The sequence below is a fragment of the Acidovorax sp. ACV02 genome (assembly GCF_014851475.1).
Classification (GTDB): domain Bacteria; phylum Pseudomonadota; class Gammaproteobacteria; order Burkholderiales; family Burkholderiaceae_C; genus Acidovorax; species Acidovorax delafieldii.
Window position 1 is genome coordinate 43,164 of sequence record NZ_JACUZU010000009.1, and the last position, 13,565, is coordinate 56,728.

The 13,565-nt window shown below is 60.2% G+C and carries 20 protein-coding genes; all 20 read left to right on the forward strand.

Annotation, left to right across the window (positions count from 1 at the left end; translation table 11 throughout):
* The gene (locus IB236_RS20340; protein WP_192421976.1) at nucleotides 1-1,092 is read left to right on the forward strand and encodes an ABC transporter ATP-binding protein; all 1,092 of its coding nucleotides are present in this window, start codon (nucleotides 1-3) and stop codon (nucleotides 1,090-1,092) included.
* A gap of 58 nt (nucleotides 1,093-1,150) precedes the next feature.
* Nucleotides 1,151-2,047 carry a carbohydrate ABC transporter permease gene (locus IB236_RS20345; protein ID WP_056065369.1) on the forward strand — a complete coding sequence of 299 codons (897 nt, stop codon included), beginning with the start codon at nucleotides 1,151-1,153 and terminating at the stop codon, nucleotides 2,045-2,047.
* Nucleotides 2,040-2,852, forward strand: coding sequence for a carbohydrate ABC transporter permease (locus IB236_RS20350; protein WP_056065372.1), 813 nt, complete (start codon nucleotides 2,040-2,042; stop codon nucleotides 2,850-2,852). The genes IB236_RS20345 and IB236_RS20350 overlap by 8 nt, the downstream gene beginning before the upstream one ends.
* A gap of 12 nt (nucleotides 2,853-2,864) precedes the next feature.
* Entirely contained in the window at nucleotides 2,865-3,173 is a 309-nt protein-coding gene (locus IB236_RS20355) for a DUF2160 domain-containing protein (protein WP_056065375.1), read from the forward strand.
* Between the two features lie 113 nt (nucleotides 3,174-3,286).
* A complete protein-coding gene (locus tag IB236_RS20360) occupies nucleotides 3,287-5,017 on the forward strand; it encodes an ABC transporter substrate-binding protein (protein WP_056065378.1) in 1,731 nt (576 codons plus the stop codon).
* 188 nt (nucleotides 5,018-5,205) lie between these two features.
* Nucleotides 5,206-6,798, forward strand: coding sequence for a glycerol-3-phosphate dehydrogenase/oxidase (locus IB236_RS20365; RefSeq protein ID WP_192421977.1), 1,593 nt, complete (start codon nucleotides 5,206-5,208; stop codon nucleotides 6,796-6,798).
* Nucleotides 6,799-6,992: 194 nt separating this feature from the next.
* Nucleotides 6,993-7,361: a 50S ribosomal protein L14 gene (gene rplN / locus IB236_RS20370; RefSeq protein WP_007861702.1), complete on the forward strand. Its 369-nt coding sequence runs from the start codon at nucleotides 6,993-6,995 to the stop codon at nucleotides 7,359-7,361.
* A 9-nt stretch (nucleotides 7,362-7,370) separates the two neighbouring features.
* On the forward strand, nucleotides 7,371-7,691 hold the full coding sequence (gene rplX / locus IB236_RS20375) for a 50S ribosomal protein L24 (RefSeq protein ID WP_008906524.1): 321 nt from the start codon (nucleotides 7,371-7,373) through the stop codon (nucleotides 7,689-7,691).
* A 9-nt stretch (nucleotides 7,692-7,700) separates the two neighbouring features.
* Nucleotides 7,701-8,240 carry a 50S ribosomal protein L5 gene (gene rplE / locus IB236_RS20380; protein WP_005793632.1) on the forward strand — a complete coding sequence of 180 codons (540 nt, stop codon included), beginning with the start codon at nucleotides 7,701-7,703 and terminating at the stop codon, nucleotides 8,238-8,240.
* A gap of 8 nt (nucleotides 8,241-8,248) precedes the next feature.
* Nucleotides 8,249-8,554, forward strand: a complete 306-nt coding sequence (rpsN, locus tag IB236_RS20385) for a 30S ribosomal protein S14 (protein WP_015016017.1) — start codon at nucleotides 8,249-8,251, stop codon at nucleotides 8,552-8,554.
* 20 nt (nucleotides 8,555-8,574) lie between these two features.
* Nucleotides 8,575-8,970, forward strand: coding sequence for a 30S ribosomal protein S8 (rpsH, locus tag IB236_RS20390; RefSeq protein WP_005793636.1), 396 nt, complete (start codon nucleotides 8,575-8,577; stop codon nucleotides 8,968-8,970).
* Between the two features lie 25 nt (nucleotides 8,971-8,995).
* Nucleotides 8,996-9,529 (forward strand): 50S ribosomal protein L6, encoded by a 534-nt coding sequence (rplF, locus tag IB236_RS20395; protein WP_056065384.1) that lies wholly within the window; start codon nucleotides 8,996-8,998, stop codon nucleotides 9,527-9,529.
* 11 nt (nucleotides 9,530-9,540) lie between these two features.
* Nucleotides 9,541-9,906: a 50S ribosomal protein L18 gene (gene rplR / locus IB236_RS20400; RefSeq protein WP_005793639.1), complete on the forward strand. Its 366-nt coding sequence runs from the start codon at nucleotides 9,541-9,543 to the stop codon at nucleotides 9,904-9,906.
* Nucleotides 9,907-9,923: 17 nt separating this feature from the next.
* Entirely contained in the window at nucleotides 9,924-10,442 is a 519-nt protein-coding gene (gene rpsE, locus IB236_RS20405) for a 30S ribosomal protein S5 (protein ID WP_015016014.1), read from the forward strand.
* A 14-nt stretch (nucleotides 10,443-10,456) separates the two neighbouring features.
* Complete coding sequence (gene rpmD, locus IB236_RS20410; RefSeq protein WP_005793644.1) at nucleotides 10,457-10,639, forward strand: 50S ribosomal protein L30; 183 nt, start codon at nucleotides 10,457-10,459, stop codon at nucleotides 10,637-10,639.
* A 10-nt stretch (nucleotides 10,640-10,649) separates the two neighbouring features.
* A complete protein-coding gene (gene rplO / locus IB236_RS20415) occupies nucleotides 10,650-11,081 on the forward strand; it encodes a 50S ribosomal protein L15 (protein WP_056065387.1) in 432 nt (143 codons plus the stop codon).
* Between the two features lie 24 nt (nucleotides 11,082-11,105).
* On the forward strand, nucleotides 11,106-12,425 hold the full coding sequence (gene secY, locus IB236_RS20420) for a preprotein translocase subunit SecY (RefSeq protein ID WP_056065391.1): 1,320 nt from the start codon (nucleotides 11,106-11,108) through the stop codon (nucleotides 12,423-12,425).
* Between the two features lie 137 nt (nucleotides 12,426-12,562).
* Nucleotides 12,563-12,676, forward strand: coding sequence for a 50S ribosomal protein L36 (gene rpmJ / locus IB236_RS20425; RefSeq protein ID WP_005793651.1), 114 nt, complete (start codon nucleotides 12,563-12,565; stop codon nucleotides 12,674-12,676).
* 23 nt (nucleotides 12,677-12,699) lie between these two features.
* Nucleotides 12,700-13,065: a 30S ribosomal protein S13 gene (gene rpsM / locus IB236_RS20430; RefSeq protein WP_008906516.1), complete on the forward strand. Its 366-nt coding sequence runs from the start codon at nucleotides 12,700-12,702 to the stop codon at nucleotides 13,063-13,065.
* A gap of 16 nt (nucleotides 13,066-13,081) precedes the next feature.
* Nucleotides 13,082-13,486: a 30S ribosomal protein S11 gene (gene rpsK, locus IB236_RS20435; RefSeq protein WP_005793662.1), complete on the forward strand. Its 405-nt coding sequence runs from the start codon at nucleotides 13,082-13,084 to the stop codon at nucleotides 13,484-13,486.
* The last annotated feature ends 79 nt before the right edge of the window (nucleotides 13,487-13,565 follow it).

Consider the following 13,565-nt stretch of genomic DNA (forward strand, 5'->3'; position numbering starts at 1 on the left):
ATGGCCCGCATCAGCCTGGACTTGGCGCATTCGTACAAGCCCAACCCGCAGCAGGACGGCGACTACGCGCTGCTGCCTTTGAAGATGGAGTTCGAGGACGGTGGTGCCTATGCGCTGCTCGGCCCCTCGGGCTGTGGCAAGACCACCATGCTCAACATCATGTCGGGCCTGCTCGTACCGTCGCACGGCAAGGTGCTGTTTGACGGGCGTGACGTGACGCGCGCCAGCCCCCAGGAGCGCAACATTGCCCAGGTGTTCCAGTTCCCGGTGATCTACGACACCATGACGGTGGCCGAGAACCTGGCCTTCCCGCTGCGCAACCGCAAGGTGCCCGAGGACCAGATCAAGCAGCGTGTGGGCGTGATCGCCGAGATGCTGGAAATGAGCGGCCAGCTCAACCAGCGCGCGGCAGGCCTCGCGGCCGACGCCAAGCAGAAGATCTCGCTGGGCCGTGGACTGGTGCGCGCCGATGTGGCAGCCGTGCTGTTCGACGAACCGCTCACGGTGATCGACCCGCACCTCAAGTGGCAGCTGCGCCGCAAGCTCAAGCAGATCCACCACGAACTCAAGCTCACGCTGATCTACGTGACCCACGACCAGGTGGAGGCGCTGACCTTTGCCGACCAGGTGGTGGTGATGACGCGCGGCAAGGCCGTGCAGGTGGGATCGGCCGATGCCTTGTTCGAGCGGCCTGCGCACACTTTTGTGGGGCACTTCATTGGCTCGCCGGGCATGAACTTTTTGCCTGCGCACAGCGAGGGCGACAGTCTCACCGTGGCCGGGCACCGCCTGGCCAGCCCCGTGAGCCGTGCGCTGCCGAATGGTGCCGTGCAGGTCGGCATCCGGCCCGAATACCTGGCGCTGGCCCAGCCGCAGCAGCCGGGCGCATTACCTTGCAACGTGGTGCAAGTGCAGGACATCGGCACCTACCAGATGCTGACCGCCAAGGTGGGCGAGCACACCGTCAAGGCGCGCTTCACGCCCGAGACGCGGCTGCCATCGGCCGGTGACACGGCATGGCTGCAGGTGCTGGGAACCCACACCTGCTTCTACCAGAACGAGCAGTTGCTGACCGCGGAGGTCGCCCCATGAGCGCCGCCCGGCCGCCCGAAGGCGCTCAGCACCGCAGTGCGCAGCACGGAGGTTTCCAATGAGTACCACGACCAAACCCGTGAACCAGAAGGCCTGGTTCCTGATCTTGCCCGTGATTTTGTGTGTGGCCTTCTCGGCCATCCTGCCGCTGATGACGGTGGTGAACTACTCGGTGCAAGACATCATCAGCCCGGAGCGCCGCGTGTTCGTGGGCACCGAGTGGTTCGTGCAGGTGATGCGCGACGAGGAACTGCACGCCGCGTTGCTGCGCCAGCTCACCTTCTCGCTGGCCGTATTGGCGGTGGAGATTCCGCTGGGCATCCTGCTGGCGCTGTCCATGCCTGCGCAGGGCTGGAAGTCGTCGGCCGTGCTGGTGGTGGTGGCGCTGTCGTTGCTGATCCCCTGGAACGTGGTGGGCACCATCTGGCAGATCTATGGCCGTGCCGATATCGGCCTCATGGGCAGGCTGCTGCAAGAGGTGGGCATCGAATACAGCTACACCGGCAACGCGACGCAGGCCTGGCTCACGGTGCTGCTGATGGATGTGTGGCACTGGACGCCGCTGGTCGCGCTGCTGGCCTTTGCCGGGTTGCGCTCCATCCCCGACGCGTACTACCAGGCGGCACGCATCGATGGCGCCAGCAAGTTCGCGGTGTTCCGCTACATCCAGCTGCCCAAGATGCGTGGCGTGCTGATGATTGCGGTGCTGCTGCGCTTCATGGACAGCTTCATGATCTACACCGAGCCGTTCGTGCTGACCGGCGGCGGACCGGGCAATGCCACCACCTTCTTGAGCCAGTACTTGACGACCAAGGCCGTGGGCCAGTTCGACCTGGGCCCTGCCGCAGCGTTTTCGCTGATCTATTTCTTCATCATCCTGCTGCTGTGCTTCATCCTCTATAACTGGATGCAGCGCGTGGGTACCGCCAGCAACGAAGGAGCCGGCCATGAATGAAAAGCGCTTCCAGAAGCGGTCGATCTTCCTTGTTGTCTACCTGCTGTTCGCGCTGTTGCCCATCTACTGGATGGTCAACATGAGCTTCAAGACGAACGAGGAGATTCTTTCGACCTTCACGTTCTTTCCCCAGCACTTCACCTGGGCCAACTACAAGACCATCTTCACGGACGAGTCCTGGTATTCGGGCTATATCAACAGCCTGATCTATGTGGGCATCAACACGGTGATCTCGCTCACCGTGGCGCTGCCCGCTGCTTATGCCTTCAGCCGCTATCAGTTCCTGGGCGACAAGCATGTGTTCTTCTGGCTGCTGACCAACCGCATGACGCCGCCCGCCGTGTTCCTGCTGCCGTTCTTTCAGCTCTACACCACCGTGGGGCTGATGGACACGCACATTGCCGTGGCACTGGCGCACCTGCTGTTCAACGTACCGCTGGCGGTGTGGATTCTGGAAGGCTTCATGAGCGGTATTCCGCGCGAGATCGATGAGACGGCCTATATCGATGGCTACAGCTTTCCGCGCTTTTTCATGACCATTTTCCTGCCGCTCATCAAGGCTGGTGTGGGTGTGGCCGCGTTCTTCTGCTTCATGTTCAGCTGGGTCGAGCTGCTGCTGGCGCGCACGCTGACCAGCGTGAATGCCAAGCCCATCGTGGCCACCATGACGCGCACCGTGAGCGCCTCGGGCATGGACTGGGCGACGCTGGCCGCCGCTGGCGTGCTGACCATCGTGCCGGGTGCGATCGTGATCTGGTTTGTTCGCCACTACATCGCAAAAGGCTTTGCGATGGGGCGGGTTTGAGGAGGCAGCGACATGTTTGATTGGATGGCCTGGACGCTGCCCGTGGCGGTGTTCTTCATTTGCATCGTGCTGATGCTGATCGGTATGACAGTGTGGGAGATCAAGTCGCCCACGACGATGCGCAAGGGTTTTTTGCCGCTGGAGACAACGCGCGGTGATCGGCTGTTCATTGGGCTGTTGTCGGCGGCCTACGTGAATCTGATTTTTGTCGGCGTCAGCGGCAAGCTGGCCCAGTGGTTCAGCCTGCAGGGCGACCCGTCGATCTGGATCAGCTTTGTGTTGTCGATGGCGCTGCTGCTGCTCATCCTGCGCAAGGGGTGAGGTGTTTGCAGGCAGCCTTGGTTTCAATGGTTCCCGTCGCGCGGCTCAACCCTTCCCCGGAGCCGCGTGACCCTTGCATCCAAAGGGGAGATGACTATGAGGAGACAGGCACTATGAAGACGCGGTACACAGCGCTGGCACTGGCAGTGGCGGTCATGACGGGTCAGGCCGCCATGGCGGGCGAGGCGGAGGCCAAAAAATGGATCGACACCGAGTTCCAGCCCTCCACGCTGAGCAAGGACCAGCAGATGGCCGAAATGAAGTGGTTCATGGACGCGGCCAAGAAGCTGCAGGCCAAGGGTGTGAAGGAAATCTCGGTGGTGTCCGAGACCATCACCACCCACGAATACGAATCCAAGACGCTCGCCAAGGCGTTCGAGGAAATCACTGGCATCAAGGTCAAGCACGACCTGATCCAGGAGGGCGACGTGGTCGAGAAGCTGCAGACCTCCATGCAGTCGGGCAAGTCCATCTATGACGGCTGGATCTCGGACTCGGACCTGATCGGAACGCACTACCGCTACGGCAAGATCATGAACCTGACCGACTACATGGGCGGTGCAGGCAAGGAGTGGACCAACCCCGGCATCGACATCAAGGACTACATCGGCACCAAGTTCACGACCGGGCCAGACGGCAAGCTGTACCAGTTGCCCGACCAGCAGTTCGCCAACCTGTACTGGTTCCGCGCCGACCTGTTCGACCGCAAGGACATCAAGGACAAGTTCAAGGCCAAGTATGGCTACGACCTGGGTGTGCCGCTCAACTGGAGCGCCTATGAGGATATCGCCGAGTTCTTCACCAACGACGTAAAGAACATCGATGGCAAGCCCATCTATGGCCACATGGACTACGGCAAGAAGGACCCATCCCTGGGCTGGCGTTTCACCGACGCATGGCTGTCCATGGCGGGCTCTGCCGACATCGGCGCGCCCAACGGCCTGCCGATCGACGAATGGGGCATCCGTGTGGCGGACGACAAGTGCACGCCAGTGGGCGCCAGCGTGGCCCGTGGCGGTGCGACCAACTCGCCCGCAGCCGTATATGCGCTGACCAAGTACGTGGACTGGATGAAGAAGTACGCGCCCAAGGAAGCCACGGGCATGACCTTCGGCGAAGCCGGCCCCGTGCCCGCGCAAGGTCAGATCGCGCAGCAGATCTTCTGGTACACCGCCTTCACGGCCGACATGACCAAGCCCGGCCTGCCCGTGGTGAACGCCGACGGCACGCCCAAGTGGCGCATGGCCCCCGGCCCCAACGGCCCCTACTGGAAGCAGGGCATGCAGAACGGCTACCAGGACGTGGGCTCCTGGACCTTCTTCAAGGACCATGACGCCAACAAGACGGCTGCCGCCTGGCTGTACGCCCAGTTCGTGACGGCCAAGACCACGTCGCTCAAGAAAACGCTGACGGGCCTGACCCCGATCCGCGAGAGCGACATCCAGTCCAAGGCCATGACGGACGCCGCGCCCAAGCTCGGTGGCCTGGTCGAGTTCTATCGCAGCCCGGCGCGCGTGGCATGGTCGCCTACCGGCACCAATGTGCCCGACTACCCCAAGCTGGCCCAGTTGTGGTGGAAGAACGTGGCGCAGGCGGTCACGGGCGAGAAGACTCCCCAGGGCGCCATGGACACCCTGGCCGACGAGATGGACCAGGTGATGGCCCGCCTGGAACGCGCAGGCATGGCGCACTGCGCGCCCAAGCTCAACCCCAAGAGCGACCCCAACAAGTGGCTGAGCGACAAGCAGGCCCCCTGGAAGAAGCTGGCCAATGAGAAGCCAAAGGGCGAAACCATTGCCTACGACAAGTTGCTGCAGGCGTGGAAGGACGGCAAGACGCGCTGATCCACAGATCAAGGTGTGGTTGTAACCACCATTGATCGGCAGCCAGGGCTCACAAGGTCTCTGGCTGCCTTTTTTGCTCGATACCGCCCTCGGCACCTGTGCGGCTGCGGGGCGGGTTCTCACCCCGGGAGTGTCAGGAATTCAAGGGTAAACCCTTGGTTTCTACTCCGCCCATGGACAATCACCCCATGACCATTGCCACCGCACCCCTTCCTACACGGCGCGCCGACCTCCTGGCCCGCCTCGCCCAGCCGCACCAGTATGACCTCGCCGTTATCGGCGGTGGCGCGACGGGCCTGGGGGTGGCGCTGGATGCCGCGGCGCGCGGCTTCAGCGTCGTGCTGGTGGATTCACACGATTTCGCCAAAGGAACCTCGTCCCGGGCCACCAAGCTGGTGCATGGCGGGGTCCGTTACCTGGCCCAGGGCAACATCGCGTTGGTGCGCGAGGCGCTGCATGAACGCACTACTCTGCTGCACAACGCGCCCCATCTGGCGCAACCGCTGCCCTTTGTGATGCCGTCGTACCGTTTCTGGGAAACACCCTTCTATGGCATCGGGCTGATGATGTATGACGCGCTTGCAGGCAAGGCTGGCCTGGGCGCTACGGAGTTTCTGGGGCGCGCTCGCACCCTGCAATGTCTGCCCACCGCCCGTACCGAGGGGCTCAAGGGCAGTGTCAAATATTGGGACGGCCAGTTCGATGACGCTCGCCTGGCCTTGGCGCTGGCGCGCACGGCCGCCAGCCTGGGCGCTTTGGTTGTCAATTACTGTCCTGCACGGTCGCTGGTTCACGAGGCTGGCAAGGTCGTGGGTTTTGTCTGCGAGGACGCGGACAGCGGCCAGCAATTCACGGTGCGCGCTCGGTCGGTGGTCAACGCCACGGGCGTGTGGGTGGACACCCTGCGCCAGATGGACGGCGAAGCCATCGGTCGGCCTGTCAAGCCCATGGTGGCGCCCAGCCAGGGGGTGCACATTGTGGTGGACCGGGAGTTCTTGCCGTCCGACCACGCGCTGATGGTGCCCAAGACGGCCGATGGCCGCGTGCTGTTTGCGGTGCCTTGGCTGGGCAAACTTATTCTGGGCACCACCGACAGCCCGCGCCAGGATGTGGTGCGCGAGCCTGAGCCCTTCCGGGAGGAAGTGCGGTTCATCCTGGAGGAATCCGCGCGCTACCTGACCCGCGCGCCCCGCGTCGAGGACATCCGTAGCATCTGGGTGGGCTTGCGTCCGCTGGTCAAGCCGCAGGACGACGACGGCGACAACACCAAGAAGATCAGCCGGGAGCATACCGTGCTGGCCAGCCGCAGCGGCCTGATCACCGTGACGGGTGGAAAATGGACCACCTACCGGGCAATGGCCGAAGATGTGTTGCAAAAATGCTTCACCACGGGGCTGTTGCCTGAAAAACCAGCTGGGGTGACCAATCATCTGCCGTTGGTGGGAACTCCTCGGGAGCCCGTACAGCACCGCATCAGCGACGCCCAAGGACTGCACTCTTACGGCACGGAAGCGGCTGAGGTGCGGGCAATGCCCGGAGCGCAGACGGATCTCGGGGGCGGCCTGACGGAGGCAATGGTGCGCTTTGCGGCCCGCTACGAATACGCCTGTACGGTGGAAGATATGCTGGCGCGGCGTTCGCGTCTGCTGTTCCTGGATGCCCGCAAGGCGATTGAGCTGGCGCCGGTTGTCGCAGGCCTCCTGCGCGAGGAGCTAGGCGCCGATCCGCAACTGGAGGCCTTTCTGGCCCTGGCGCAACAGTATCTGCATGTGCCCACATAACACGCGCTTGACTTCCTAAAAGTCTTTTGCAATAATCGAGGGCTTCGCGTTTCATACGTGAAGTTTCTGCCCAGCGGGAAGTGCTGCAAATGGTTTGCGGTGCGGACGACGGGCCCAAGACTGACTGGCTGATTTGCAGCCCTTGAGAAGTTCTCTGGGGCTGTCGTCTTCTGGTGCAAGTTGGGAATATTGAAATGATCCAGACAGAATCTCGGTTAGAGGTTGCCGACAATACCGGCGCCAAGTCCGTCCTTTGCATCAAGGTGCTGGGTGGCTCGAAGCGTCGCTATGCAAGCGTTGGCGACATCATCAAGGTGAGCATCAAAGAAGCCGCTCCACGTGGCCGCGTCAAAAAAGGCGAGGTTTACAGCGCAGTGGTGGTTCGCACGGCGAAGGGTATTCGTCGCGGCGACGGTTCGCTCGTCAAATTCGACGGCAACGCAGCAGTGTTGCTGAATGCAAAGTTGGAGCCCATTGGCACCCGCATCTTTGGACCCGTGACGCGTGAACTGCGTACCGAGAAGTTCATGAAGATCGTGTCCCTGGCTCCTGAAGTTCTCTAAGGACGCGCCATGAACAAGATTCGCAAGGGCGACGAAGTCATCGTGCTGACCGGCCGTGACAAGGGCAAGCGTGGCACTGTGTCGCTGCGCAAGGATGACTCTCACCTCGTCATCGACGGTATCAACCTGGTCAAGAAGCACGCCAAGCCAAACCCTATGAAGGGTACGACGGGCGGCATCATCGAAAAGGCCATGCCGATTCACCAGTCCAACGTGGCCATCTTCAATGCCGCTACTGGCAAGGCTGATCGCGTGGGCATCAAGGTGCAGGCTGACGGCACGCGCGTTCGCGTGTTCAAGTCCAGCGGCGCTGAAATCAAGGCGGCCTAAGGGGTAAACATGGCACGACTCCAAGAAATTTACCGCGACAAGATCGCTCCCGAGCTGACCAAGCAGTTCGGTTACACCTCGCCGATGCAGGTTCCCCGTCTGACTAAGATCACGCTGAACATGGGCGTGAGCGAAGCAGTCTCGGACAAGAAGGTGATGGACAACGCTGTGGCCGATCTGACCAAGATTGCTGGTCAGAAGCCTGTGGTGACCAAGGCCAAGAAGGCTATCGCTGGTTTCAAGATCCGCGAAGGTCAGGCCATTGGCTGTATGGTCACGCTGCGTGGCGTGCAGATGTATGAGTTCCTGGATCGTTTCGTGACCGTGGCGCTGCCCCGCGTTCGTGACTTCCGTGGTATCTCCGGTCGCGCCTTCGATGGCCGTGGCAACTACAACATCGGCGTCAAAGAACAGATCATTTTCCCTGAAATTGAGTACGACAAGGTTGACGCCCTGCGCGGTCTCAATATCAGCATCACCACGACGGCCAAGTCCGACGAAGAAGCCAAGGCGCTTCTCGCTGGTTTCCGTTTCCCGTTCAAGAACTGAGGCGAAGCATGGCTAAAGTAGCTTTGATCCAGCGCGAACTGAAGCGCGAAAAACTGGCAGCCAAGTACGCAACCAAGTATGCGGAACTGAAGGCAATCGCTGGCGATGCCAAGCGCAGCGACGAAGAGCGTGATGCAGCCCGCCTGGGCCTGCAAAAGCTCCCGCGCAACGCAAACCCCACACGTCAGCGTAACCGTTGCGAAATCACCGGTCGTCCACGTGGCACCTTCCGTCAATTCGGTCTGGCTCGCGCCAAGATCCGCGAACTGGCTTTCAATGGCGACATCCCAGGTGTCACCAAGGCCAGCTGGTAAGCAGGCAGGAGAGATTAAACATGAGCATGAGTGATCCCATCGCTGACTTGCTGACCCGCATCCGTAATGCACAGATGGTCTCCAAGGCCACGGTTCTGGTGCCATCTTCCAAAGTGAAGATCGCCATCGCCCAGGTGCTGAAGGACGAAGGTTATATCGACGGCTTCCAGGTCAAGACCGAAGCTGGCAAGTCCGAACTCGAAATTGCCCTGAAGTATTACGCAGGCCGTCCAGTGATTGAGCGCATCGAGCGCGTCAGCCGCCCTGGTCTGCGTGTCTACAAAGGCCGTGATTCCATTCCACAAGTCATGAACGGTCTGGGTGTGGCAATTGTCACAACGCCCAAGGGCGTGATGACCGATCGCAAGGCGCGCGCTACCGGTGTCGGTGGCGAAGTGCTCTGTTACGTGGCCTAACCCGCGGCATTGAGGAGAAACTGAAATGTCCCGAGTAGGAAAAATGCCCGTGACCATCCCCGCAGGTGTGGATGTGTCCGTGAAGAGTGACCAGATCTCCGTGAAGGGTTCTGGCGGCACCCTGTCGCTGGCGCAAAACGCGCTGGTGAAGGTGTCCAGCAATGAAGGCAAGCTCAGCTTTGAGCCTGCCAATGATTCCCGCGAAGCCAATGCCATGAGCGGCACGATTCGCCAGTTGGTCAACAACATGGTGGTCGGCGTCAGCAAGGGTTTCGAAAAGAAGCTGAGCTTGGTAGGCGTGGGTTACAAGGCTGCTGCAGCCGGTTCCAAGCTGAACCTGGCCGTCGGCTATTCGCACCCGGTCAACATCGAGATGCCCGCTGGTATCACGGTTGCCACCCCTACCCCCACTGAAGTGGTGATCAAGGGTGCTGATCGTCAACGCGTCGGTCAGATCGCCGCTGAGATCCGTGCTGTTCGTCCACCCGAGCCCTACAAGGGCAAGGGCATCCGCTACGCGGACGAAAAGATCACGATCAAAGAGACCAAGAAGAAATAAGGAGCTGCAACATGTTGACCAAGAAAGAGCAGCGTCTTCGTCGTTCGCGCCAGACCCGCATCCGCATTGCACAGCAAGGCGTGGCGCGTCTGACCGTGAACCGTACGAACCTCCATATCTACGCCAGTGTGATCTCCGGCGACGGCAGCAAGGTGCTGGCAAGCGCTTCGACGGCAGAAGCCGACGTGCGCAAGTCGCTCGGCGGTTCGGGCAAGGGTGGCAATGCCGCTGCAGCCCAGATCATCGGCAAGCGGATCGCTGAAAAGGCGAAAGCTGCAGGTGTCGAGAAGGTTGCATTTGATCGCGCAGGTTTTGCTTACCACGGTCGCGTCAAGGCTTTGGCCGACGCAGCCCGTGAAGCCGGCCTGCAGTTCTAAGCGGAGCGGAATAAAAAATGGCTAAATTTCAACCCAAAGTGCAAGACGAAGGTCGTGACGACGGTCTGCGCGAAAAAATGATCGCGGTCAACCGCGTGACCAAAGTCGTGAAGGGTGGCCGTATTCTCGGTTTCGCCGCACTGACTGTGGTTGGCGATGGTGACGGCCGCGTGGGCATGGGTAAGGGCAAGTCCAAGGAAGTGCCCGCTGCTGTGCAAAAGGCGATGGAAGAAGCCCGCCGCAACATGGTCAAGGTGTCCCTGAAGAACGGCACCATCTATCACAACGTGACCGGCCACCATGGCGCGGCAGTGGTGATGATGGCTCCCGCACCCAAGGGTACCGGTATCATCGCTGGCGGTCCTATGCGCGCAGTCTTTGAAGTACTGGGTGTGACCGACATCGTGGCCAAGAGCCATGGTTCGTCCAACCCCTACAACATGGTCCGTGCTACCTTTGACGCGCTCGTCAATTCGACGACTCCGTCGAACGTTGCAGCCAAGCGCGGCAAGACAGTCGAAGACATCTTCGCCTGAACCGGAGCCTGAATATGACAACGCAACAAACCGTCAAGATTCAACTGGTGCGCAGCCCGATCGGCACCAAGGAATCGCACCGCGCCACCGTCCGTGGCCTGGGTCTGCGCAAGCTGAACAGCGTCAGCGAATTGAAGGATTCGCCCGAAGTTCGCGGCATGATTAACAAGATCAGCTACCTGGTCAAAATCGTCTGAGAGATAGATCATGGAACTCAATAGCATCAAGCCCGCAGACGGCGCCAAGCATGCCAAGCGCCGCGTAGGCCGTGGTATCGGCTCCGGCCTGGGCAAGACCGCTGGCCGTGGTCACAAGGGCCAAAAGTCCCGCTCTGGTGGCTACCACAAGGTGGGCTTCGAAGGCGGTCAAATGCCGCTGCAACGTCGCTTGCCCAAGCGCGGCTTCAAGTCGCACCTGCTCAAGTTCAATGCAGAAGTTACGCTGACGGCGCTGGACCAACTGGGTCTGGCCGAAGTGGATGTGCTGGCACTGAAGCAAGCTGGTCTGGTGGGCGAGCTGGCCAAGGTGGTCAAGGTCATCAAGAGCGGTTCCCTGAGCAAGGCAGTCAAGCTGTCTGGCGTGGGTGCTACGGCTGGTGCCAAGGCAGCCATCGAAGCTGCTGGCGGCAGCGTCGCCTGAGTGTGGCACTGAAGGAAGGCATCTGTGGCTACTAGCGCGGCTCAAATTGCAAAGACCGGAAAATTCGGCGACCTGCGTCGTCGTCTGGTTTTTCTGTTGCTGGCGCTGGTCGTATACCGCATCGGGGCTCATATCCCTGTGCCTGGTATCGATCCAGCCCAACTTCAGCAGCTGTTCAGTGGCCAGCAGGGCGGCATCCTGAACCTGTTCAACATGTTTTCGGGTGGCGCGCTGTCGCGTTTCACAGTGTTCGCACTGGGGATCATGCCGTACATCTCTGCATCGATCATCATGCAGCTGATGACCTACGTGCTGCCCGCGTTTGAGCAGTTGAAGAAGGAAGGCGAAGCTGGTCGCAGGAAGATCACGCAATACACCCGTTACGGAACCCTGGGCCTGGCCCTGTTCCAGTCTCTGGGTATTGCCGTGGCTCTCGAAAGCTCTGCTGGCTTGGTTCTGAGCCCCGGTTTTGGCTTCCGCCTGACTGCGGTGGTCAGTTTGACGGCCGGAACCATGTTTCTGATGTGGTTGGGTGAGCAGATCACCGAGCGTGGTCTGGGCAACGGGATTTCGATCCTGATCTTCGGTGGTATCGCCGCCGGGCTGCCCAGTTCGATCGGTGGTCTTCTGGAGCTGGTTCGTACTGGCGCGATGAGCATCCTGGCAGCCATCTTCATTGTTATCGTGGTGGGTCTGGTGACTTACTTCGTGGTGTTTGTGGAGCGTGGTCAGCGCAAGATCCTGGTGAACTATGCGCGGCGACAAGTCGGCAACAAGGTGTATGGCGGTCAATCGTCACACTTGCCCTTGAAGCTGAACATGGCTGGTGTGATTCCTCCGATCTTCGCGTCGTCGATCATCTTGCTGCCTGCGACTGTGGTGAACTGGTTCAGTGCTGGTGAATCGATGCGTTGGCTCAAGGACATCTCGGGTGCACTGACTCCAGGTCAGCCGATCTATGTGATGTTCTATGCCGCTGCGATCATCTTCTTCTGCTTCTTCTACACGGCGTTGGTGTTCAACAGCCGCGAGACAGCAGACAACCTGAAGAAGAGTGGCGCGTTCATCCCAGGCATTCGTCCCGGTGAACAAACTGCCCGTTACATCGACAAGATCCTGGTTCGCCTGACCTTGGCCGGTGCCGTGTACATCACCTTCGTGTGTCTGTTGCCGGAGTTTCTGATCCTGAAGTACAACGTACCGTTTTACTTTGGTGGAACTTCCCTGCTGATCATTGTGGTGGTGACCATGGACTTCATGGCCCAGGTCCAGAACTACATGATGTCGCAACAGTACGAATCGCTGCTCAAGAAGGCGAACTTCAAAGGCAGTGCAGGCGGTTGACATCACGAGGGCAGTGCCCAGCGCTGCCTGCAAAGAGTTGGATATCGGTTGAGTTGGCGCCCCACGATTTTTCGCGGGCACAAATTGTGTTCCGTGCGAAGCAGCCGGGACGGATGGAAAAGTTTTAGGAGAATGCAATGAGAGTTTCGGCTTCGGTCAAAAAAATCTGCCGCAACTGCAAGATCATCCGCCGCAAGGGTGTGGTGCGCGTGATCTGCACGGATCTGCGTCACAAGCAGCGCCAAGGTTGATTGGAAAGTATTAGAGGACGCATATGGCACGTATCGCTGGCATTAACATTCCGCCGCACAAGCACGCGGAAATCGGTTTGACCGCCATTTTTGGCATTGGTCGCACCCGCGCTCGCAAGATCTGCGAAGCAACTGGTATCGCTTACTCCAAGAAGATCAAGGATCTGACGGACGGCGATCTGGAAAAAATTCGCGAACAAATCGAGCAGTTCACCATTGAAGGTGACCTGCGCCGCGAAACCACGATGAACATCAAGCGTTTGATGGACATCGGCTGCTATCGTGGCTTCCGCCATCGCCGCGGTCTGCCAATGCGTGGTCAGCGCACCCGTACCAATGCTCGCACTCGCAAGGGTCCGCGCAAGGGTGCAGCTGCACTGAAGAAATAAAGATTGAAAGATCATCATGGCTAAGTCTCCTGCCAATAACGCAGCTCAGCGCGTCCGCAAGAAGGTCCGGAAGAATGTTTCGGACGGCATTGCACACGTGCACGCCTCGTTCAACAACACCATCATCACGATCACCGACCGTCAGGGCAACGCCCTGTCATGGGCTTCGTCCGGTGGCCAAGGTTTCAAGGGTTCGCGCAAGTCCACCCCATTCGCAGCCCAGGTGGCTTCGGAAGTGGCCGGTCGCGCTGCCATCGATCAAGGTATCAAGAACCTTGACGTTGAAATCAAGGGCCCAGGTCCTGGTCGTGAGTCTTCGGTGCGCGCATTGGGCGCACTGGGCATCCGTATCACATCGATCTCCGATGTGACACCGGTGCCACACAACGGCTGCCGCCCTCAAAAGCGCCGTCGTATCTAATCTCTCTAAGCCCACCGCCGCCTGTGAACGCGCAAGCGCCTCAGGCGGCTCCCGCAATGGTTTGCGGTAGATGACACAA